The sequence below is a fragment of the Litoribaculum gwangyangense genome, assembly GCF_039543505.1.
Taxonomy (GTDB): domain Bacteria; phylum Bacteroidota; class Bacteroidia; order Flavobacteriales; family Flavobacteriaceae; genus Litoribaculum; species Litoribaculum gwangyangense.
This window is the reverse complement of the sequence record NZ_BAABJW010000003.1, coordinates 396,588-420,919: the sequence shown is the minus strand read 5'-3', so window position 1 is coordinate 420,919 and position 24,332 is coordinate 396,588. Positions and strand designations below refer to the sequence as shown.

At 33.0% G+C, this 24,332-nt stretch carries 17 protein-coding genes and 1 tRNA gene; 16 read left to right on the top strand and 2 right to left on the bottom strand.

Going from position 1 to position 24,332, the window contains the following annotated elements; genetic code table 11:
* Positions 1 to 3 precede the first annotated feature (3 nt).
* Positions 4 to 1,452: a tRNA (N6-isopentenyl adenosine(37)-C2)-methylthiotransferase MiaB gene (gene miaB, locus ABD963_RS11275; RefSeq protein WP_345277070.1), complete on the bottom strand. Its 1,449-nt coding sequence runs from the start codon at positions 1,450 to 1,452 to the stop codon at positions 4 to 6.
* Positions 1,453 to 1,707: 255 nt separating this feature from the next.
* Between miaB and ABD963_RS11270 the strand changes: the two genes are divergently transcribed.
* From ABD963_RS11270 to ABD963_RS11235, 8 genes are all read left to right on the top strand, one after another.
* Positions 1,708 to 2,481, top strand: a complete 774-nt coding sequence (locus ABD963_RS11270; RefSeq protein WP_345277069.1) for a hypothetical protein — start codon at positions 1,708 to 1,710, stop codon at positions 2,479 to 2,481.
* A 141-nt stretch (positions 2,482 to 2,622) separates the two neighbouring features.
* A complete protein-coding gene (gene topA, locus ABD963_RS11265) occupies positions 2,623 to 5,121 on the top strand; it encodes a type I DNA topoisomerase (RefSeq protein ID WP_345277068.1) in 2,499 nt (832 codons plus the stop codon).
* 169 nt (positions 5,122 to 5,290) lie between these two features.
* Positions 5,291 to 6,460, top strand: a complete 1,170-nt coding sequence (locus ABD963_RS11260) for a formimidoylglutamase (protein ID WP_345277067.1) — start codon at positions 5,291 to 5,293, stop codon at positions 6,458 to 6,460.
* 159 nt (positions 6,461 to 6,619) lie between these two features.
* Positions 6,620 to 7,981, top strand: coding sequence for a T9SS ring complex lipoprotein PorK/GldK (gene porK / locus ABD963_RS11255; protein WP_345277066.1), 1,362 nt, complete (start codon positions 6,620 to 6,622; stop codon positions 7,979 to 7,981).
* An 86-nt stretch (positions 7,982 to 8,067) separates the two neighbouring features.
* Positions 8,068 to 8,706, top strand: a complete 639-nt coding sequence (gene porL / locus ABD963_RS11250; protein WP_345277065.1) for a type IX secretion system motor protein PorL/GldL — start codon at positions 8,068 to 8,070, stop codon at positions 8,704 to 8,706.
* 56 nt (positions 8,707 to 8,762) lie between these two features.
* A complete protein-coding gene (gene porM / locus ABD963_RS11245) occupies positions 8,763 to 10,325 on the top strand; it encodes a type IX secretion system motor protein PorM/GldM (RefSeq protein WP_345277064.1) in 1,563 nt (520 codons plus the stop codon).
* A 56-nt stretch (positions 10,326 to 10,381) separates the two neighbouring features.
* Positions 10,382 to 11,272 (top strand): type IX secretion system ring subunit PorN/GldN, encoded by an 891-nt coding sequence (gene porN, locus ABD963_RS11240; protein ID WP_345277063.1) that lies wholly within the window; start codon positions 10,382 to 10,384, stop codon positions 11,270 to 11,272.
* Between the two features lie 104 nt (positions 11,273 to 11,376).
* A complete protein-coding gene (locus ABD963_RS11235) occupies positions 11,377 to 12,414 on the top strand; it encodes an NAD(P)/FAD-dependent oxidoreductase (protein WP_345277062.1) in 1,038 nt (345 codons plus the stop codon).
* Positions 12,415 to 12,418: 4 nt separating this feature from the next.
* Here ABD963_RS11235 and ABD963_RS11230 read toward each other — a convergent pair whose 3' ends face one another.
* Positions 12,419 to 12,802 carry a DUF983 domain-containing protein gene (locus tag ABD963_RS11230; protein WP_345277061.1) on the bottom strand — a complete coding sequence of 128 codons (384 nt, stop codon included), beginning with the start codon at positions 12,800 to 12,802 and terminating at the stop codon, positions 12,419 to 12,421.
* Positions 12,803 to 12,888: 86 nt separating this feature from the next.
* Between ABD963_RS11230 and ABD963_RS11225 the strand changes: the two genes are divergently transcribed.
* From ABD963_RS11225 to ABD963_RS11190, 8 genes are all read left to right on the top strand, one after another.
* Positions 12,889 to 14,799 (top strand): ABC-F family ATP-binding cassette domain-containing protein, encoded by a 1,911-nt coding sequence (locus ABD963_RS11225; RefSeq protein WP_345277060.1) that lies wholly within the window; start codon positions 12,889 to 12,891, stop codon positions 14,797 to 14,799.
* A gap of 73 nt (positions 14,800 to 14,872) precedes the next feature.
* Positions 14,873 to 16,018 carry an efflux RND transporter periplasmic adaptor subunit gene (locus tag ABD963_RS11220; RefSeq protein ID WP_345277059.1) on the top strand — a complete coding sequence of 382 codons (1,146 nt, stop codon included), beginning with the start codon at positions 14,873 to 14,875 and terminating at the stop codon, positions 16,016 to 16,018.
* A 1-nt stretch (position 16,019) separates the two neighbouring features.
* Positions 16,020 to 19,214 (top strand): efflux RND transporter permease subunit, encoded by a 3,195-nt coding sequence (locus ABD963_RS11215; protein WP_345277058.1) that lies wholly within the window; start codon positions 16,020 to 16,022, stop codon positions 19,212 to 19,214.
* Positions 19,204 to 20,523: a TolC family protein gene (locus ABD963_RS11210; protein ID WP_345277057.1), complete on the top strand. Its 1,320-nt coding sequence runs from the start codon at positions 19,204 to 19,206 to the stop codon at positions 20,521 to 20,523. Before ABD963_RS11215 ends, ABD963_RS11210 begins: the two co-directional genes overlap by 11 nt.
* Before the next feature lie 136 nt (positions 20,524 to 20,659).
* Complete coding sequence (locus ABD963_RS11205) at positions 20,660 to 21,484, top strand: leucine-rich repeat domain-containing protein (RefSeq protein WP_345277056.1); 825 nt, start codon at positions 20,660 to 20,662, stop codon at positions 21,482 to 21,484.
* A 66-nt stretch (positions 21,485 to 21,550) separates the two neighbouring features.
* The gene (locus ABD963_RS11200; protein WP_345277055.1) at positions 21,551 to 21,733 is read left to right on the top strand and encodes a CPXCG motif-containing cysteine-rich protein; all 183 of its coding nucleotides are present in this window, start codon (positions 21,551 to 21,553) and stop codon (positions 21,731 to 21,733) included.
* A 59-nt stretch (positions 21,734 to 21,792) separates the two neighbouring features.
* Positions 21,793 to 21,865, top strand: a tRNA-Met gene (locus ABD963_RS11195).
* A gap of 91 nt (positions 21,866 to 21,956) precedes the next feature.
* The gene (locus tag ABD963_RS11190) at positions 21,957 to 24,047 is read left to right on the top strand and encodes a toxin-antitoxin system YwqK family antitoxin (protein WP_345277054.1); all 2,091 of its coding nucleotides are present in this window, start codon (positions 21,957 to 21,959) and stop codon (positions 24,045 to 24,047) included.
* The last annotated feature ends 285 nt before the right edge of the window (positions 24,048 to 24,332 follow it).

Here is a 24,332-nt window from a genome sequence, read left to right as displayed (position 1 = left end):
GGTTTAATTATTTTCCGAATAGCCAGTCACTTCACCAATTAATGTTGCGGAGGTGCAATCGGTAACTTTCACCATCACCAAATCACCAATTTTATAGTGTTCTTTAGGAAAAACAGTTACCAAATTTTGTGATGTGCGCCCAGACCATTGTAAGTTTGATTTTTTAGATTCTTTTTCAATAAGGACTTCAACTACCTGGTTCAAGTTTTGTCTGGTTCTGTATCCACTATGTTTTTGTTGTAATTCAACAATTTCAGCTAATCTACGTTTTTTGGTTTCTTCTGGGACGTCGTCATCCATTTTACGTTCTGCCAGTGTTCCAGGGCGTTCTGAATAAGTGAACATATAGCCAAAATCATATTTTACGTATTCCATTAGTGATACCGTGTCTTGAAAATCTTTTTCGGATTCTGTTGGAAAACCAACAATCATATCTTGGCTTATAGCGCAATCTGGAATAATTTTTCTAATATTATCGATTAAAGTCATGTACTCTTCACGAGTATGTAAACGATTCATTTCTTTCAAAATCCGATTGCTTCCACTTTGTACAGGTAAGTGTATATGATTGCAAATATTATGGTGTTTCGCCATGGTTTTTACAACATCTAAGGTTAAATCTTGTGGATTGGAGGTTGAAAAACGAATCCGCATTTTAGGTTGTGCATTAGCACATAATTCCAATAGTTTTGCAAAATTAACAGAGGTAGCTTTCTGCATATCTCTAGCTTTTACAAAATCTTTTTTAAGTCCGCCACCATACCAAAGATAGCTGTCTACATTTTGCCCAAGAAGCGTAATCTCTTTGAATCCTTTGTTCCATAAATCATTAATTTCCTCTATGATGCTTTGCGGATCTCTGCTACGTTCTCTTCCGCGAGTGAAAGGTACCACACAAAAAGTACACATGTTATCACAACCACGAGTTATAGATACAAAAGCAGTAACGCCATTAGTGTTTAAACGTACAGGCGAAATATCTCCATAGGTTTCATCTTTTGAAAGTATAACGTTTATGGCATCACGACCTTCATCAACCTCGGCTAAGAGGTTTGGTAAATCTTTGTAAGCATCTGGTCCAACAACCAAATCCACAATTTTTTCTTCCTCGAGAAACTTCGTTTTTAAACGTTCTGCCATACAACCTAATACTCCCACTTTCATTTTCGGGTTATAGTCTCGCTTCACTGCGTTGTATTTTTCCAAACGTTTACGAACGGTTTGTTCAGCTTTATCGCGAATGGAGCAAGTATTTACCAAAACCAAATCGGCTTCTTCAAGTTTTTGGGTAGTATTAAAGCCTTGTTCAGATAGAATGGAAGCAACAATTTCGCTGTCGCTAAAATTCATGGCGCAACCATAACTTTCAATAAAAAGTTTACGATTATTGCCAGGTTTTTGGTGCAATACTAAAGATTCTCCTTGTTTGTTTTCGTCTATTATTTTTTCCATAGTATACAAGAAACTCATATATTTCAATAAGTATGCAAAGATATGATTAATTTATGTTTTATGACAAAGTGGCAGTTTAAATTTAATATTAAAAATCTTAAAATAGATAGCGTTGATTACTTAAATTTTTTTTGCCTACTAAAACTAAACTATGCACTACCGTAGGCTTTTTTATTTGCGATAATTTTTAACGGTTTTAAAAAAATCTATTACATTTATGAACTAGAAACAATAATCAGTCTAAAAATGAATGTAATGAATACTTTACAAGAAAAAATAGAACGCGCAAAAGAACTGGATTTCGGAACTATTTTTAGTGAATCCATCGAGTTGTTCAAAAAAACATGGCTTCAAGGGTTTTTATTACAATTGTTCACTTTTATTGTAATGTTGCCATTAATTATTATGTTTTATATTCCATTTATAGGATTGATAATCGCACAAGAAGAAAGTGGTTACAATGACTCGGATGCATTCAATGCCTTTTTTGCTAGTATGTCTTTATTATACATTTTGTTTATCGTCGTGGGCATCTTTGTTTTGGGCGCTATTTCAGTAGCATTGAATGCAGGTTTTTACAGAATTATGAAAAGATTAGATTACAACGAGCAGGTAACAACTTCAGATTTCTTTTACTTTGTTAAAGGAAAATACTTGAGTAAAGCATTCATGTTGATGTTAATCTCAATTTTAATTGCCATTCCTGCAGCACTTCTATGTTACATTCCTTTAATTTATGCGATTGTACCATTATCTTATTTTAGTTTATTTTTTGCATTTAACCCAGAATTAAGTGTGGGAGATATGGTAAAGGCAAGTTTTAAACTTGGTAATAAAAAATGGCTTATTTCCTTTGGATTGATTATAGTATCATCTTTATTGGCGCAAATTATAGGTTTTATTTTGTGTTTTGTAGGGGTTTTATTTACAGCTGCTTTCGTTTATCATCCTACTTATTTAATTTATAAAAATGTAATAGGTTTTGACGAACCCACGGCCATTGATGAAATAGGAGCAACACCAGAATAATTGTTAAATTTTATATATTAAAAAGCCTGTGTTTCAAATAGAAAATGCAGGCTTTTTTCATTTGAAAAAAAAAGAGATAGTTTATAAAATTAGGAAGTTAAACTTTTTTTCATATACATTTGTACCTTCAAAAAATGTAGTATGGCTAAGAATTTAGTAATAGTAGAGTCGCCAGCAAAAGCAAAAACCATTGAAAAATTTCTAGGAAAAGATTTTAAAGTAGAATCTAGTTTCGGGCATATTTCCGATTTGCCTTCCAAGGAATTAGGGGTTGATGTTGATGGCGATTTTAAACCAAAATATGAAGTCTCAAAAGACAAAAAGGAGGTTGTAAAAAAACTAAAAGAATTAGCTAAAAATGCCGACATGGTTTGGTTGGCGAGTGATGAAGATCGAGAAGGAGAGGCTATTGCTTGGCATTTAGCAGAAACTTTAAAATTGGATAAAAATAAAACTAAGCGTATTGTTTTTCATGAAATCACCAAATCGGCTATTCAAAAGGCCATTGAAAACCCGAGAGGTATCGATTACGATTTGGTGGATGCGCAACAAGCACGTCGGGTATTAGATAGAATTGTGGGGTACGAACTGTCTCCGGTTTTATGGCGAAAAGTAAAAGGTGGTTTATCCGCTGGTCGGGTTCAATCGGTTTCTGTGCGTTTAATTGTTGAAAAAGAACGTGAAATACAAGAATTCACACCTGTAGTGTCTTTCAGAATAGATGCGGAATTTTCAAACGAAAATAGGCAAACCTTCAAAGCAAAACTTCCGAAGAATTTTAATTCCGAAAAAGAGGCTTTAGAGTTTCTTAATAAAAATATAGGTGCTGGATATCAAGTATCAACTTTAGAGAAAAAGCCTGCAAAAAAATCATCCGCAGCGCCTTTTACAACATCAACGTTACAACAGGAAGCATCCCGAAAACTTGGGTTTTCGGTGAGTAGGACTATGAGTAATGCCCAACGCTTGTATGAATCGGGACTAATTACCTATATGAGAACCGATAGTGTTAATCTATCCGAAGAGGCAAGAAATGGTGCGAAATCAGAGATTATGTCTGCATTCGGCACAAAATATAGTAAACCCCAAAATTATAAAGGTAAAAGTAAGGGAGCTCAAGAAGCTCATGAGGCCATCCGTCCAACAGATTTTTCATTGCATTCGGTTGATATTGATAGAGATCAAGCTAGATTGTACGATTTGATTTGGAAACGTGCTATTGCCTCCCAAATGAGTGATGCTGAGTTGGAACGTACCAGTTTAAAAATTCAAGTAATTGCTTCTAGTAAAGTTGAAGAAGAGTTTGTTGCCAATGGAGAAATCATCACTTTTGATGGATTTTTAAAGGTGTATTTAGAAGGAACTGATGATGAAGATGTAGAGCAAGAAGGAATTCTTCCAGATTTAAAAATTGGCGAAAAACTTCAAAATAAATACATTACTGCTACAGAGCGTTATACACGACCACCATCAAGATATACCGAAGCTTCGTTGGTAAAAAAACTGGAGGAATTGGGTATTGGACGTCCGTCAACTTATGCGCCAACCATTTCAACCATTCAAAATAGAAATTACGTTGAAAAAGGCTCTAATGAAGGTGAGGAACGTGATTATAAACAATTAATCTTACAAAGAAGTGAGATTAAAAGTAAAAAGTTAACCGAGAAAACAGGTTCGGATAAAGGAAAATTAATACCAACAGATGTGGGTATGATTGTTACCGATTTTTTAGTGAATCATTTTGAACAAATATTGGATTATAACTTTACTGCTAAAGTAGAAGCCGATTTCGATGAAATAGCTGACGGGAATGAAGATTGGACCAAAATGATGAAATCTTTCTATAAAGATTTTCATCCAACAGTTGAAGACGTTAAGGAAAATGCTGATAGGGAATCTGGCGAACGTGTCTTAGGAACCGATCCGAAAACCGGAAAACAAGTGAGTGTGCGTTTAGGGAAATTTGGACCCATGGTACAAATAGGAACGGTTGATGATGAAGAAAAACCACAATTTGCAAGTTTAAGTCCCGATCAACAATTAAACACCATAACCTATGAAGAGGCAATGGATTTATTTAAACTTCCAAAAGCTTTAGGTGAATATAAAGGAGAACAAGTTGAGGTGAATAATGGGCGTTTTGGTCCTTATGTGAAATTTGGTGATTCTTTTGTATCCTTACCAAAAGGTGTGGACCCTATGAGTGTAGAACTCGAGGACGCCGTTGTTTTAATCAAGGAAAAGCAAAAAGCAGATGCTCCTATATATATGTATCAAAATTTACCTGTACAAAAAGGAAAAGGACGCTTTGGACCATTTATCAAATGGAATAACATGTTCATCAACGTTAGTAAAAAGTATGATTGGGATAATTTGTCTGATGATGATATCGTTGAATTGATAGAAGATAAACTTCAAAAGGAAAAAGATAAAGTTGTCCATAATTGGAAAGATGAAGGGATTCGTATTGAAAAGGCACGTTGGGGAAGGCACAATATTATAAAAGGAAAAACTAAAATAGAATTAGCAAAAACCGTTGATGTCTCAAAAATGACCTTGGAAAATGTAAAAGCTTTAATCGAAGCCAAAGCGACCAAGAAAAAAGTATCTCCGAAAAAGAAAACAACCAAAAAGAAATAATTTCCTATTTTATCGTTGATATTCAAAATTCGCAATTATTCAAATATTAATTTAATGAATATTTGTATTTCAACGATTATTTTTAACATAAAGCTTGTAAAAAACTCATTTATTCTATTGATATTTGTGTGTTATCAATTTTTTAATACAGACACTTACTTTATTATTGATGAACTTTAATTTTTTAACTCCAGTTTCAGATTTGGTCTTGGCTCATAATGAGCTGCTTTCAACACAAACTTTGGGAAGAAAACTTAAAATTCATTCTTCACAGTATGGAATACCCGATTTGGATGGTGTTAAAATAGCTATTATTGGAGTTCTTGAGAACCGAAATGATGTAAATTATATAGGTGAAAGTTTTGATTTAGATGAAATAAGAAAAGCTTTTTACGGCCTTTTTCCTGGAAGTTGGAATGTAACCATTGCAGATTTGGGCGATATCAATAAAGGAGAAAGTGTTGAAGATACCTATTTTGCTCTAAAGGAAGCCATAAATATTTTGGTGAAAAAAAATATAATTCCTATTATTTTGGGTGGTTCCCAAGATCTTACTTATGCAAATTACAGGGCTTATGATGGATTAATACCCATGGTTAATATAGTTAATGTAGATGCTAAATTTAATTTAGGAGATTCAACAAAACCTATCAAAAACAATAGTTTTGTTGGCAAAATAATTTTAGACCAGCCCTATAACCTTTTTAATTATGCAACTATTGGTTATCAAACATATTTCAATTCCCAAGAAGAAATAGATTTAATGGATAGTTTATATTTTGAATCCTACAGGTTAGGGCAAGTTTCAAAAGATATTACCATAGTAGAGCCTGTAATGCGAGATGCCAATATTGTAACTGTAGATTTAACATCGGTAAAAGGTGCTGAGGTTAGTTTAAAACAAAAATATTCTCCTAACGGTTTAGATGGAAAAGAAATTTGTGCTATATCACGTTATGCGGGAATAAGTAATAAGGTAACTTCATTTGGAATTTATGAATACAAGCCATCTAAGGATGATGAATTGACAGCTATGTTAATTTCTCAAATGATTTGGTATTTTATTGAAGGGGTTAATTTTAGAGTAAAAGATGATGATTTTTCAGATGACAAGAATTATCAAAAGTTTATAACATTGGTGGAATCAGAGGAATTGGTCTTTTATAAAAGTAATAAAACTGGTAGATGGTGGATTGAAATACCTTTTTTATCAGAAGTTAATAATAAATTAAAAAGACACACGTTATTACCTTGCATGCATCAAGATTACCTGGATGCCTGTAATAATAAGGTGCCAGACCGTTGGTATAAAGCATTTCAAAAGAATTGTGTGTTATAGACAAAGTATGGTCAAATAGTTGATTTCATCGGTAAAATGTATTTTTTTTACGATGAAATGTAAATTTTTTAGATAAAAAGTTGTTTTTTAAAAAATATATAAATATGTTTACGCTCTCAAATTGAAGCTTAAATAATTAACCTCGAGTTTTCTATGGATATGAAGAAGTTTATTTTATTAACCACAGTATTAGCAATTATGTCTAGTTGCGGCTCTAAAGATAGAGGCGAGCTAGTTGGTGTTAAAGGAAAAAAATGGCACCCAGAAAAGCCATACGGTATGGAACTTATTCCAGGTGGTGCATTTATAATGGGTAAAGCAGATGATGATTTGGCAGGAGTGCACGATGCACCTTCCAAAACAGTTACTGTTCGAGCCTTTTATATGGACGCTACCGAAATAACAAACAGTGAATACCGTCAATTCGTTAATTGGGTAAGAGATTCTATTGTCAGAATGAAATTAGCCATTTTAGCCGATGAAGTTGGCAAAGTTCCAGATGATGGAGGTATAGGTGAGTACGCATTTAAAGATGCTGATACAGCTAATATGTCTGTTTACGAAAAGTATATGTTTGAAAACTACACTGGTTTAGGTCCAACAGGATATGAAGGTAGAAAGTTAAACAAGGACATTGATTTAGTTTTTGATACCTCTGAATATCCAGATGAATATTATACCGAAGTTATGGATACTATGTACTTACCTTTGGAAGAATCCTATAACGGTCAACGTACTTGGGATGTTAAAAAGTTCAAATTTCAGTACAGCTACATGGATATTCAGGAAGCAGCTAGAAATAGAGGTTTAAGTCGTAAAGACGCCATCAAAAAAGAAGAAATTGAAGTATATCCAGACACAACTGTATGGATTAGGGATTTCGCCTATTCTTACAACGAACCCATGCATAACGATTATTTCTGGCATGATGCATATAGTGATTACCCAGTTGTGGGGGTAACTTGGAAACAAGCGAAGGCATTTTGTGAGTGGAGAACTATTAACAAAAATTCATATCAAAAATCCAAAAAAGGAGCCGCTATGGTAAATACTTTCAGATTGCCCTCAGAGGCCGAATGGGAATATGCTGCAAGAGGTGGCCTGCAAGCTGCAACGTATCCATGGGGCGGACCATACACAAAAAGTGATAGGGGTTGCTTTATGGCGAACTTTAAACCTGTAAGAGGTGATTATGCCGCAGACCAAGCACTGTATACAGTTGAAGCCAAATCATATGAACCTAATGATTATAACTTATATAACATGGCTGGTAATGTATCAGAATGGGTAAATGCCTCTTATGATCCTTCAGCTTATGAATTCACATCAACAATTAATCCAAGTGTTAACGATGATGATAACCAACGTAAAATTGTAAGAGGTGGTTCATGGAAAGATGTTGCGTATTTCTTACAAGTAAGTTCAAGAGATTATGAATATGCAGATTCAGCAAGAAGTTATATAGGCTTCAGAACTGTTCAAGATTACATGGGGACTCAAGTAACTAAGAACGGACAATAAATAAATTTAGAATTAAATCAAATCAATAATAATAACTATTAATTAACCTACTTAAGTATACCTACTTAAATTAAAAATCGAAAATTATGGCAAAGTCAAAAGCAAGTAAAAAGTTCATGAATATGGCTTACGGATTAGGAGCAGCAATTGTAATCGTTGGAGCTCTATTCAAAATTATTCACTTTGAAATTGGACCACTAACCGGTAACGTTATGTTAACCATTGGTCTTGTAACAGAAGCAATTATTTTTGCACTATCAGCATTCGAACCTGTTGATGATGAATTAGATTGGTCATTAGTATATCCAGAATTGGCTGGTGGACAATCAAGTAAAAAAGAAGGAAAAGAAGATGCTCAAGGTTTACTATCTAAAAAATTAGACGAATTATTAAAAGAAGCTAAGATTGATGGTGAATTAATTGCAAGTTTGGGAGACAGTATCAAAAATTTTGAAGGTGCTGCCAAAAATATGTCTTCAACAGTTGATTCAATTGAAGCAAGTAAGAAATATGGTGAGGAATTATCATTAGCTGCAGCTCAAATGGAATCGTTAAATAGCTTATATAAAGTGCAATTAGAAAGCATCAACAAGCAAGCTACTATCAATGAAGAATCTATTGAAAATGCTGGCAAACTTAAAGAGCAAATGCAATCTTTAGCATCTAACCTATCATCATTAAATGGTGTATATGGTGGTATGCTTTCTGCAATGAACAGAAATTAATTAGGAAGTTTTTTAATTCCCAAATTACTATTAATTAACCAAAAACCTAATTACACATGGCAGGAGGAAAACTATCACCCAGACAGAAAATGATTAATCTGATGTATTTAATATTTATAGCGATGCTAGCTTTAAATATGTCAAAAGAAGTGCTTTCAGCCTTCGGATTAATGAACGAAAAGCTTACAGAATCTAACCAAGCTACAGAGCAGAGAAATCAAAATTTTGTAGCAAGTTTAGACCAAAAAGCTGCAGATCAACCAGAAAAGTATGCACCTTTAAAATCCAAAGCAGATCAAATTGATGATTTGGCCCACAAGTTTGATGCTTATTTGGAGGAACTAAAAGGAAAAATGACAGCTACCGTTGACAACCCTACCGATTATGAAATCATGGACAAGGGAGATTACCTGGATCAAAATTTCTTTAAGGGAGACAAAATTAAGCCTGAAGGACAAGAATTTTTAAATCAAATAAATTCTTTTAGAGACGGCGTTGTCAATTTGTTGAAAGATGAAAAAGGTATGGAAAGTATCGTTAAGGATGTTCAAGAAAAATTCAGTACTGAAAAAGAAATTAACAGAGACGGTATTAAAATAGACTGGTTAGATTACCATTTCAAAGGATTCCCTTTAGTGGCTTCTCTAACAAAAATGACGCAAATGCAAGCTGATATTAAAACGACTGAGTCTGAAGTATTAGCAAACATGTTACAAGGCACACTTTCAAGTGAAGTATCTATGACCAACTATACGACCTTAATGGAAACTTCTAAATCGGCTTACTTTAATGGTGAGCAATTTGATGGACAAATTGTACTAGGACGTAAAGATGCGACAACAAAACCAAAAAGAGTTGAATTAACTTTAGATGGAAGAAAACTTACTGAGGGTCAATACTCAATCGAAGATGGTAAAGTAAAGCTCAAAGTTGGAACTGGTGGTGTAGGAGAGCACAAGATAGAAGGTAAGCTAATATTTGGTGAAGGAGGAGAAGAAATTGAAGTTCCTGTAAACTCATCATTTGCTACCGTTGCAAAGCCAAATGCTGCAACTATTTCTGCAGATAAAATGAACGTAGTATATCGTGGTGTTAAAAACCCAATGACGATTTCATTTGCTGGTATCCCAGATAACAAAGTAACCGCGAGTGCACAAGGATTATCTAGAGGTTCAGGCAGTAGCTATGTTATGGATGCTACTTTAATCAAAGGTAGAGAAGTAACTATTAATGTTACTGGTACGTTACCAGATGGTGGAAAAGTTAGCGATAATGCGAAATTCAGAATTAAAGATTTACCAAAACCAACAGGAACTGTAAGAGGTGAAGATGGAGCAATCAAAATGCAACGTAACGCCCTTGAGATTTCTACAATTGGTGCAAAATTTGATGATTTCGATTTTGAATTACCATTACGTGTTACTGGATTTAAATTTAAAGTTGCTGGTCAACCAACAATTGATGTAAACGGAAACAAATTGGATAGTAGAGCTAAACAAGCGTTAAGCAAAGCAAAACGTGGTTCTGATGTACAAATATTCGATATCGAAGCGAAAGCTAATGGTGTTAGCGTAATACTTAAAAAGGTATCTCCAGTTTTGGTTGAGTTAACAAACTAAAATACAAGTTTTAACGTTTAGTTATTACTGTACAAAATGTAAAATAAGATTAAGTTATGAATGTAAAGAGTTTTTTATTAACCGTTGCTACTGTTTTCACAGCATCCAGTATGTTCGCGCAAGCCAATATACTAAATGCTAAAAGCCCTGAAGAAATAGGAGTAAGGACAGCAGCTCAAAGGGCAGTTGACAATGATAAACCATTGGAATATGGCTATGTTGACGATAGAGATATCTTGTTTTCTAAAATGGTTTGGGAACGGATAGTGTTAGATGAGCGCGCAAACTTTCCACTATATTATCCAATAGATACCAATAATATTGGTAGCAACAGAAGATCGTTGTACGACGTGCTGATGAAAGCCGTAAAAGAGGGTAAAATAGAAAACATTTATGATGACTCTTATTTTACAACAAAGCGTACACTAAAAGATATTGAAGCTGCCTTAGTGAAGATAGATACTACAGAGTTAGGTATTGAGCAATTAAATGCTGGGGAGGAACTATCTCCGGAATATATTAACAGAAGAGATATTACTGCTGCTGATATTAGAGAGTACCGTATAAAAGGACTTTGGTATTTTGATAAGCGTCAAGCTGAAATGAAATACAGACTGCTAGGTATCGCTCCAGTGGCACCTGACGTTAACTTTATTGATGAAGAAGAACCAGATTTAGTCCCTTTATTTTGGGTGTTTTTCCCAGATGCAAGAGAGGTGCTGCATGAGGCAAAATCTTTCAACAATGAAAATAGTTCTATGCCATTTTCTTTTGATCACCTTTTAAACGCTAGACGCTTTCAGGGTTATATTTACAGAGAAGAAAATGTGCAAGGTGATCGAGCAGTTAATGAGTATGTGTCCCAAAATGCTTTAATGCAGTTGCTCGAATCTGAAAGGATCAAAGATAAAATTAGAGATTTTGAATTAGATATGTGGACATACTAATTTGATATTTCAAATAATAAAAAAAACGCTCACCTAAAAGTGAGCGTTTTTTTTGTCATTCCTGCGAAGGCAGGAATCCATTATTCTATATATATTCGCAAAATATGCAAGTAGATTATATTATTGTAGGGATAGGTATTGCAGGCATTAGTTTCTGTGAGCAGTTAAGAAAGCACCATAAAACCTTTGTGGTATTTGATAACGCTTCACAACAATCCTCAACCGTAGCAGGGGGCTTGTATAATCCGGTAGTTTTAAAACGGTTTACAACAGTTTGGAAATGTAAAGAGCAACTTGAAATGGCATTGCCCCTTTATGCTAGTATAGAGAAAAGACTTAACGTAAAGCTCGATTATAAAATCCCGGTATATCGAAAATTTGCTTCTTTAGAAGAACAAAACGATTGGTTTACAGCTTCAGACAAACCTTTACTATCTGAATATCTTTCAACAAAAATTATTAAAAATGAAAATCAATCAGTTAATGCGCCTTTTGGTTTCGGTGAAGTTTTAGAAACAGGAAGGCTAGATGTGAAAACCATGCTTGATGCTTATAAAAAAGACCTATTAAGCAATGGATTACTGTTCGATAATCGCTTTGATTATGAAGAATTAATTGTTGAAGAAACATATATTAAATACCACGAAATAATTGCCAAGAACATCGTGTTTGCTGAAGGTTTTGGTATAAAGCATAACCCTTTTTTCAACCATTTGCCTTTAGTTCCAGCAAAGGGAGAATTACTTACCATACAAGCTCCAGGATTAAAAATTGAGTTTGTATTAAAGGCAGGTATTTTTTTAATTCCATTAGGCCTGGATTCATATATAGTTGGGGCCACTTATGAATGGAAAGACCTAACTCAAAAAGTAACCGAAAAAGGAAAAGAAGAACTCTTGTATAAGCTAAAAAAGCTTATAAATTGCGAATTCAAGGTTATAAATCAAGTAGCAGGAATTAGGCCAACGGTTAAAGACAGGAGGCCTTTGGTAGGGCAACATCCAAAACACAAAAACCTTTATGTTTTAAATGGTTTGGGAACGAGAGGTGTTATGATGGGGCCTTATGTAGCCAATAAACTTTTTGGTTTTATTGAAAACAACATTCCTTTAAATGTAGAAATTGATATCAAACGTTTTTAACGAATCACTTTTTTCCAAAGGATTTATCATAATGTATAAAAAGATTGATCCAAATATTCCTAGATAACCTCAAAATTATAGGCATAAACACAACCAGCGTTGCAATAATAGAAATAAAAATATTATTAATACTGGCTTTAAAAAAGTAGTAAGAAATAATAAAAGCTGCAACTGCAAATGCAATTCCTAACCCATAACTAACATACATAGAGCCATAAAAGAAGGATGGCTCAATTTTATATTTAATACCGCAATTTGAGCATTTTTCATGCATACTTAATGCTTCAGATAGGTTATATGGGTTTTTATTAGTGTACATAGATTCTTGATGACACTTTGGGCAAACTCCTATTAAAATACTATATAATTTGGTTCCTTTTTTAAACATAATAATTATGTATTTTTGCAAGCTCAAATAAACACGTAAAAGTACATTATTAATAATAATGCTTTTGTAATAAAAGTTACATTTTTATGATGAACATCCATAATTTATCAATTTCATTTCAAGGAGAATATCTCTTTGAAGATATAACATTTAAACTTGGAAATGGCGACAGAGTAGGTCTAATTGGTAAAAATGGAGCTGGCAAATCTACGATGCTTAAAATTCTATCCAGAGAAATGGAACCCGATACAGGTCAAATAGCAACGGATAAAGAACTAAAAATTGGATTTTTAAAACAAGATATCGACTTTGTTTTAGGTAGAACCGTGTTGGAAGAGTCTTATGAAGCCTTTACAGAAATTAAAGATTTAGAGGCCAAAATGGAATCGGTTAATACACAATTAGCAGAACGAACCGATTATGAAAGCGAAGGCTATCATCAATTAATGGTCGATATAAATGATCTGCAACATCAATATGAAATTATTGGCGGTTATAACTACCAAGGAGATACAGAAAAAATTCTACAGGGTCTGGGGTTTAAACGAAAAGATTTTGATAAACTAACGGATACATTTTCAGGAGGTTGGCGGATGCGGATTGAATTGGCAAAATTGCTGCTTCAAAACAATGATATTTTGTTGTTAGATGAACCCACAAACCATTTGGATATAGAGTCCATTATTTGGTTAGAAGGTTTTTTAAAGAATTATACAGGAGCCGTTGTTATTGTGTCGCATGATAAAATGTTTTTGGATAATGTGACAAACCGCACCATAGAAATTTCTTTGGGAAGGATTTATGATTATCCAAAGCCATACACAAAATATTTGGTATTGCGTGAAGAATTGAGAACCCAACAGTTAGCATCCCAAAAAAATCAGCAAAAACAAATCGAACAAACCGAAAAACTCATTGAAAAGTTTCGTGCCAAAGCAAGCAAAGCAACTATGGCACAATCCCTTATCAAAAAGCTTGATAAAATTGATAGAATTGAGGTTGATGAGGATGATAATAGTGTGATGACTCTTAATTTTCCAGTCTCCATTACTCCCGGAAAGGTGGTAGTTGAAGCTGAAGATATTTCAAAAAATTACGGCGATAACCATGTGTTAAAGCATATAAATTTGCTTATTGAACGTGATAGCAAAACAGCTTTTGTTGGTCAAAATGGACAAGGAAAATCTACCCTCGCAAAAATAATTGTGGGCGATATCAAATACAATGGGCATTTAAAACTGGGACACAATGTTCAAATAGGATATTTTGCCCAAAACCAAGCGGAGTATTTAGATGGCAATAAAACCGTTTTAGATACCATGATTGATGCTGCAAATGAAACCAACAGAAGCAAGGTGCGGGATATTTTAGGATCATTTTTATTCCGTGGCGATGAGGTTGAAAAATATGTAAGAGTACTTTCTGGTGGTGAACGTAACCGTTTAGCTTTAGCAAAATTAATGCTTCAACCATTTAATGTTTTGATTATGGATGAGCCTACAAACCACTTGGATATTAAGTCTAAAAATGTTTTGAAAGAAGCTCTAAAACGTTTTGGAGGCACATTAATTCTAGTATCGCATGATCGTGATTTTCTCCAAGGATTAACCAATAAGGTTTATGAATTTAAAGATCACAAACTCAAAGAATATTTAGGTGATATAGACTATTATTTAGATCAGCGTAAGGTAGAAAGTTTACGTGAGGTTGAGAAACGAACCGTTATTAAAGAACTACCAAAAGAAAACAAACAACAATCTTACGAAGAGCAAAAAAAATTAAAAAGCTTAAATAATAAGTTAAGTAATATTGAATCTAAAATTGGTGAGTTAGAACGACAAATAAAATCTATAGACGTTCAGTTGGAAGTTAATTATGAAGAAGTTACTTCCAAAGCTAACTTTTTTGAAAATTACCAAAAACTGAAAAGTGATTTACAAAATTGTATGGAAAAATGGGAATTTATTCAATTTGAAATAGATACCCTCGAAAGTTAATTTTAAGTTTTTTTTAACTCATACGGGTTACTAATTAGGTAATTTTGCATCCTTGACCATCAAAAGCTCAAAAATGCGAAAAATAGCACTAATTGGTATTGGTATTTTAATTTTAATAGCGTCTTTCTTAGGCGCTTATTATATTATTGAAAATAATAAAAAAGTAAGGCCTAAAGTTGAAAAAGTTGTTAAAACTGTTTTTGTTGAAACTGTAAAGAATACTAATATTCCAATTATCATTCCAGCAAATGGAAATTTAATTGCAAAAAATAGATTTGAGTTGTATTCTGAAGTTCAAGGAATATTTGAATCGAGTTCTCATGATTTTAAAGCAGGTCAGTCTTTCAAAAAAGGTGAAACTTTAATAAAAATTAACTCAAGCGAATATTTTGCATCCGTGCAGGCTGCTAAAAGTAATCTTTATAATTTAATAACCTCTATCATTCCAGATTTAAGATTAGATTTTCCGGAACATTATAAAGTTTGGGAAAAGTATCTGATGGCTTTTGATATGGATAAGTCTATAAATGCTCTTCCAGATATAAATGATGAAAAGGTTAGTTATTTTATTACTGGTCGAGGTATATTATCAGCCTATTATAATGTTAAAAACTTAGAGCAAAGACTCTCTAAATACAGACTTACAGCACCTTATGATGGGGTTCTTACTGAAGCTTTGGTAACCAAAGGCACTCTTGTAAGACCTGGTCAAAAATTAGGAGAGTTTATTGATGCCTCTGTTTATGAGGTAGAACTAGCTATTAGTAAATCATACAGCGATTTATTAAAAATAGGCGAATCCGTTAACCTAAGTACTATAGGTGGTAAAGAGTCTTATATTGGCGAAGTAGTTCGAATAAATAGTAAAATTGACCAAACCACTCAAACGATTAAGGTTTACGTTGAGGTTAAATCGGATAATTTGAAAGAAGGCATGTACCTTGAAGCACAATTGCAAGCTTCTGAAGAGCCTAACGCAATTAAAATCTCGAGAAAATTACTAGTTAATGATTCTGAAATATTTATTTTAAAAGACAGTTTACTGGATGTTTTAAAAATTGATCCCGTTTATTTCTTTCCAAATGATGTTGTTATAAAAGGTGTTCCAGATGGCACCAAAATACTTTCTAGACCATTAGCAGGAGCTTTTATTGGTATGCTTGTAAAGCCAGCTAATTTATCCAATACCAAACAGGAATCAAGAGTATTAAATAATTAATATGAGAAAAATAATTTCATATTTTATTAAATATAGTGTTGCAGTTAATGTAGTGCTCATTGGTTTTGTTTTGTTTGGTGTTTTTGGCATACTTCAATTAAAATCATCTTATTTACCGCTTCAAGACGCTAAAAACATTAGTATAAATATTGCATATCCTGGTGCTGCGCCTCAGGAAATAGAGGAAGGTATTATTCTTAAGATAGAGGATAATTTAAAAGGTTTAAAAGGCATAGATAGAACCACCTCTACGGCAAGGGAAAATGGGGGGAGTATAGCTATTGAAATCGAAAGAGGAGAAGATATTGATGCTATGTTAGCAGAAGTAAAAAATGCTGTAGATCGAGTCCCAAACTATCCAACAGGAATGGAACCTTTGGTAGTAGCTAAACAAGAGAATTATCGGCAAACGATTGATTTTGCAATTAATGGCGAAAATGTTGATCTGAAGACATTAAAAAGTATAGGGAGGCAGGTTGAAAATGATTTGCGCAATATTGAAGGTATTTCTCAGATAAACGTCTCAGGGTATCCTGATGAGGAAATTGAAATTGCAGTTAGGGAAAATGACCTTTTAGCATATGATTTAACTTTTTCAGAGGTAGCAGAGGCAGTTTCTCAGGCTAATATACTTTCTTCGGGAGGTAATATAAAAACTGAAGCTGAAGATTATTTAATAAGAGCAAATAACCGATCCTATTACGGGATTGAGCTAAATAATCTGACGGTCAGAGCTAAGGAAGATGGAACTATTGTAAGACTTCAAGACGTCGCCACGGTAAGAGATAGGTTTTCCGAAACTCCTAATGCCTCCTATTTTAATGGTAATCCTTCCGTAAATATCGAGATTACTAATACGAATAATGAAGATTTATTGGGTGCCGCAGCTAGTGTTAACAAATATATTGAAGAGTTTAATGAAAAAAATACAGGGGTAAGAATTGATGTAGTTAGAGATAGTTCAATTAATTTAAGAGATAGAACATGGTTATTATTGGAAAATGGAGCTATGGGAATTTTTCTTGTTTTGATTTTCTTGTCTTTATTCCTTAATACTCGATTAGCATTTTGGGTGGCATTAGGCCTACCGGTTTCCTTTTTAGGAATGTTCATTTTTGCTTCGTATTTTGGGATAACTATAAATTTAGTGTCTCTTTTTGGGATGATAATTGTAGTAGGTATTTTAGTTGATGATGGGATTGTAATATCTGAGAATATTTATCAACATTATGAAAAAGGCAAACCCAGAATTCAGGCCGCTATTGATGGCACAATAGAAGTTTTACCACCCATCATATCAGCTATTTTAACTACGGTGCTTGCTTTTTCTACTTTCTTGTTTTTAGATGGACGTATAGGTGATACTTTTAGTGAAGTGTCATTAATCGTCATATTAACCTTAGTCGTTTCGCTTTTTGAAGCTTTGGTCATATTACCTGCACATATAGCGCATTCTAAGGCATTGGAAAAAATAACGCCCAAACAACAAAAAAAGAAACGTGGTATTGAAAAAGTATTTTTAAAACTTCGAAAATTCAATGAATATGGTGATCGCTTTATGAAATATTTAAGAGATCAATTGTATAGTCCCATTTTAAAATTTGCTTTAAGGCAACGTTTTATAACATTTTCAATTTTTTTAGGACTTATGATAATAACCATTGGTGCTTATCAAGGAGGTGTTATAAAAAGTGCCTTTTTTCCTAATTTAGATAGTGATCGCGTGAGCATTAATTTATTAATGCCAGAAGGTACCAATCCTAAAATTACAGATTCAATTATTTCTATGGTTGAAGACGCTGCATGGCGAATAAACACGGTTTTTACTGAGCGTCAAACAGATAACAAACCCGTAGTAGAAAATATTGTAAAAAATGTAGGACCAGGAAATAATAAGGCCAGTTTATCTGTAAACTTGTTAAGAGGAGAAGAAAGAGACTTTTCAGCTCAAGAAATAACCAATTCTATACGTAAAGAAGTAGGTGAGGTGTATGGTGTAGAACTTCTTACTTTTGGTTCGGGCCGAAATTTTGGTGGAACTCCAGTTTCAGTATCTCTTTTAGGCTTTAATACAGCGGAATTAAAAGAAGCTACTGCAGAATTACGAGAGGTTTTGGAGAATAATGCCCTTTTGGCCGATATTACAGATACAGATCCGGAGGGTATTAAAGAGATAAATATTGAGTTGAAAGAATCTGCTTATGCATTAGGCTTAAATTTAAGGGATGTTATGGCCCAAGTAAGATCCGGCTTTTTTGGTTTACAGGCGCAACGTTTCCAGCGAGGACAAGATGAAATTAGGGTGTGGGTGCGTTATGATAGAACAAACAGAGAGTCGATTAACGATTTGGATGATATGAGAATTGTGACTCCTAATGGAGAGAGAGTTCCATTTGGTGAAATAGCAACCTATCAAATTAAAAGAGGAGAAGAGAGTATAAGACATTTAGATGGTAGAAGAGAAATTCAAGTTAATGCTGATTTGGCAGATGCCAAAGGAAGTCCTACTGAAATTATTGAAGATATTAGAAATAATATTATGCCCGATATCTTATCGAAATACCCTTCAATATCGGTTTCTTATGAAGGTCAAAACCGAGAGGCTAATAAACTTTCAAAATCTGCAGCAACGACGCTTCCAGTTGTAATATTTTTAATTTATGTAGTTATTGCCTTTACGTTTAGAAGTTATAGTCAGCCATTTCTTTTAATTTTAATGATTCCTTTAAGTTTTATAGCCGTTGGATGGGGACATTACTTGCATGGTTTCCCAATAAATATTTCTTCAATGTTAGGTATCATAGCGTTGATTGGTATTATGGTAAATGATGGTTTAGTTTTAATAGGTAAATTTAATTCATTTTTAACAGAGGGTATGTCTTTCGATAAAGCCTTATTTGAAGCAGGAAAAAATAGATTTAGAGCCATTTTTTTAACGTCTCTAACAACAGTGGCCGGTATTGCACCTCTACTTTTAGAAAAGAGCAGAGCGGCCCAATTTTTACAACCAATGGCTATTTCTATTGCTTATGGCATTGGAATGGCCACAATTTTGACGCTAATAGTATTGCCAATTTTATTATCGGCAACGAATAGTGCGAAAGTTAGTATGGCATGGTTAGCTTCTGGTAAAAGAGTAGCGAAAGAGCAAGTAGAAAGGGCTATTAAAGAACAAAATGAAGAACATGAATATTAAAGTTGTTTTTTTTATTTTACTATTTGTTCATGCTTATAAGAACCACAGTCAAGAACAAATAGTAACCCCAAATGACGCTGTAAAGTTAGCATTAGAGAATAACTATGGAATAAAATTGGCGAATAATAGTTTAGATTTAGCTATGAACAATGCCAGTATTTTAAATTCTGGCTATCTTCCCACAATTAGAGCCAATGCAGGTGCTACTTATAACATTGATGATACTGAAGCAGAACTTTCTAATGGTGATGTTCGGGTACTTGATGGAGCGGAAAGTTCAAGATATAATGCTTCAATAAATGTTAATTACGTCTTATTTGATGGTCTTGGTAGGAGTTATAATTACAAACAACTAAAAGAACAATACAAATTAACAGAGTTACAGGCCAGAGAAACCATAGAAAACACCATATCTCAACTATTCTCTGTGTACTACAATGTTGCACAATTAACAGAAAATATAGACGCCTTAAATGAAACTTTGACAATTTCTAAAGATCGCCTTTTACGTGCAAAATATCAGTTCGATTATGGACAAAGCACAAAGCTGGGTATTTTAAATGCTGAAGTAGACATTAACAATGATAGTATTAATTTAATTAACGCTAAACAACAACTGATAAATTTTAAGCGCGACTTAAATGTGGTACTAGGAAATGCTTTAGGAAATAATTTCTCTGTAGATACCGCAATAAGTTTTGCTGGTTTGTTAAACAAGGAAGCTCTTTATGAAGGTGCTAAAACAAGAAATTCACTGTTATTGCAAACCGAAAAAAACATAGACATAAGTAATTTGGCACTAAAATTTGGTAAATCAGGTTTTTTGCCTACTATCGGATTAACTGGTACTTATGGTTGGAATGAAAATAATAATAATGCAGCATCCTTTGTGGCGGTGTCTACAAATACTGGGCTATCAGGTGGTTTGAATTTTTCATGGAATTTATTTGACGGTGGGGCTACTTTCAATCGGGTAAAGAATGCGAAAATTAATTTAGAAAATCAACAAATTCAGAAGGAGCAAATCCTTATGAATATAGAACGTGATTTCAATAATGCCTGGGATGATTATCAAAACAAATTAGTCATTTACAATATACAAGAAGAAAATATTTTAACAGCACAAAATAATTTTGAAAGAACCTCCGAAAAATTCAAATTAGGACAAGTTAACTCTATAGAATTTAGGCAAGCGCAATTGAATCTCCTAAATGCTGAATTAAATAGAAATCAAGCTAAATATTTAGCAAAATTGGCAGAAATCCAATTACTTCAAATAAGCGGAGAATTATTGAATGTTAGTTTTTAAAAATAGTCAAAGTGATACCTAAGTGTCATTCATCGATTTGTAAATGTTAAAATATAATGCATTTCATCGAATAAAATAGCAATTAGTCTGATTGTGATATATCTTCGTACTAGTTAATCCCAAATTTAACCACATCATGAAGACCTTAAAGTTATCACTAATCTTTATATTAACAGCATTTTACTCATTTGCTAATATTTCCTCAACTGAAAAAGACGCATTAATTGCTCTATACCACTCGACCAACGGAACCGAATGGAATTCTACTTGGGATTTAAGTGCATCAATAGATTCTTGGTACGGTGTTAAGATTGAAAACGAAAAAATAGTTGAATTAAATCTTCAATTCAACAACTTACAAGGAAATTTGCCTGCAGAAATAGGAAGTTTAATTCACTTAAGGAAGATAAATCTAGGTTTTAATAAATTAACTGGAACCATTCCAACGTCTCTAAAAAATTTAAAAGATTTAACATCGCTTGAATTGTTTATGAATGGTTTTGAAGGTAATATTCCAACAGAATTGGGAGAATTGAAAAAATTAGAATCTTTAAAATTATACAGCAACAAACTTACTGGTAAGATACCAGCCTCTTTAATGGAACTTACCAATCTAAGAGAACTGTTGTTAGGAAGTAACTATTTAACAGGACAAATCCCAACTGAGATTTATGCATTAACAAAACTTCAAAAGTTGAGTTTAATGGATAACAAAATGAATGGAGAAATTCCTATTGAAATTGCCCAATTAAAAGATTTAGAAGAGTTATTATTGTCCACTAATCAGTTTACAGGTGATTTGCCTATAGATCTTATTAACTTAACAAAGTTAAATACAGTCATGGTTAGTGATAATAATTTAAATCAAGAATATATAAGCGTTTCAGGTAAAAACCCACCAACATTAGGTTTGTTAGAATTACAAAATTCTACCGCGGTAATGGATATTGAAAAAGAATAAAATTAATTTTTAAATATTGTTTTGAATAGCCATCATTTTTGATGGCTATTTTTTTATTTTTAACATATGTTAGAACACTTTTTTACCTGCCCATATTGTTGGGAAAGTATATCTATGTTAATCGATAATTCGGTTTCTAATCAATCTTATATTGAGGATTGCGAAGTGTGTTGCAATCCTATTCAAGTTTCTGTTCAGTTTTCCAACTCAGAATTGATAGCTTTTCAAGCTGATAGTATAGAGCAATAATATTTTCTAATTTTATTCTTGTAGAAATTAAAAAGGATTGTATATTTGCAGTCCTATATCGCGGGATAGAGCAGTAGGTAGCTCGTCGGGCTCATAACCCGAAGGTCACTGGTTCGAGTCCAGTTCCCGCTACACAGAAGCTCCTTGAGAAATCAAGGGGCTTTTTTTTTATTCTTCCAGTTATTTTATTCTCTATATTGTAAAACTAAATAAGAACTAATTTATGAAGTTAATTATCAAACAAATAACGCTTTACAAGGTAAACTTGTTATTGTTAACTGCTTTCCTTTTTTTAGGTACTTATCAAAGCAATGCACAAGAAAAAATAGTTTCTGTAAATGAATTGAACTATGACCAAACTTCTGGAACAATGAATCATAACGGTAAACCCTTTAATGGCGGTTGTCAAAACATAAGACCGAATGGTATGATTGCATTCAAAGGTAATTTTAAGGATGGATTGCAGGACGGCGTATGGTCCTTTTATCATACAGATGGAAAGATACAAGCAAGAAAAAATTATTCTAAAGGAGTGCTAAATGGTTACAGTGAGGAGTACTTAGAGTATGGAGATTTGGTAAAAACCAATTACAGGGATGGATGGGAATCGAGTGTTTTTACACTTCAGGGAGGTGCTTTTAATAACGGATATGATTTAAAAGAACCACTAAAAGTCGATAAGAAGGATATAACAGTTGCCTATGATGATTTAAATGTAGCGTATGATGGCTATGATAATGAAGAGTACTCCCTTAATGGTAATTTATATACAGGAGAGGTAAAACAATATAATCAGAATATGACTTTTGAAATATCAGGCTTTATAAAAAATGGAAAAAAAGATGGTGTTTGGATACAAAATAATGAGAAAGGTGATTTAATCAGCAAACAAACTTTCAAAAATGGTGAAAAAGATGGTGTTTCAGAAGAATACGACAATTATTATGGCAAACTTTCAATAAGAGAATATTGGAAGAACAATAAAAAAAATGGCCTTTCGGAAGATTTTGACCCATACAATGGGAATATAAGAATAAAAGGAAACTATATAGATGATAAAAAAGAAGGCATTTGGGAGTACTATTATAATAATGGACAGTTAGAAACAAAAGTGAATTTTAAGGATGATATTGAGCATGGTTTTTATGAGCAATATAGTTATGAGGGTCAAGTTACAAGCAAGGGCAATTATATTAATGGAAAAAAAGACGGGCTTTGGCAAGAGTACCATGAAAATGGACAATTAAAGTGTAATGAGAAGTATATAAATGGAGCTAAAGATGGACTATGGGAAACTTATTATAACAATGGCCAATTAGAATCAATAGGAAATTATCTTGTGGCTAGAGATGAATTTGATACCAAAATAGGGGAATGGAAGCATTATTATGAAAATGGACAATTAAAGGCAATAGGAAATTATTTTAGTAAAGACGATTATAGCAAAGACGATTATTTTTATCTAAATAGACAAAAAGGGGAATGGAAAAGTTATTATGAAAACGGACAATTGTGGGAGCTTTCAAATTATAAATATGGTAAACGTTCTGGAGAGTTTAAGAGCTATTATGATAATGGACAATTAGAATCAATAGGAAATTATAATGGAGATGGTGTTTATGATGATAAAAAAATAGGAGAATGGAAGAGTTATTATAAAAATGGTCAATTAAGTAAGCTTGAAAATTTTACCAAGAAGGGAAATCGTTCTGGAGAATGGAAGACAAATTATGAAAATGGACAATTAGAATCAATAGAAATTTATTTAAGCGAAGAACAATATAGTGAAGAAGAATACAGTGATATAAAAATAGGAGAATGGAAGCGTTATTACGTAAACGGTCAGATAAGAGATATTAAAATTTATAAGGATGGTCTTTCTTCTATAGTATTCAAGAGTTATTATGACAATGGACAATTAGAGTCCACAGGAAATTTTATATATGATGATATAAAAATAGGAGAATGGAAGAGTTATTATCAAAACGGACAATTAAAATTGATTGAAAATTATACAGAGGATTATAATGAACGTAATGGTGAATGGAAGCGTTATTTTGAAAGCGGACAAATAAGTGATATAGAAAATTACATGGATGGACAGCCTTATGGAGAATGGAAGGGCTATTATGAAAACGGTCAACTAAGGGAGATAAGGAATTTTAAAGAAGGTCGTTCTTCTTATGAGGTAAAGAATTTTTATGAAAATGGGCAATTGAGAAATATTAGAAATTATAAGAATGGTTCATTATCTGGTCAATATAAAGAATTTGATAGTGAAGGAAATCTAATCAAAACTGAAAGCTTCGATTAATAAATGTTTTTAATCAAATTCAATAACCTTTAAAAAATCGCCTATAAAATCATTTTGGTTCGATAATTCGATGCTTCCCGCTACAACAAGCGAAATACGACAGTGTTTGGCTTTTTTTGTTACTCAAAATTGGGAAATAAAATTTGCTTAACTATCCCCTCCCAAAAAATAAGGACATTTTAAAAATTGTAATCTTAAAAGGGTTTTTCTAATGATTAAAAAATACTCAAATTGAGTATTGTAGAAAATTTGGTTAAATCCTAAATTTAAAAACCTAACCAAATT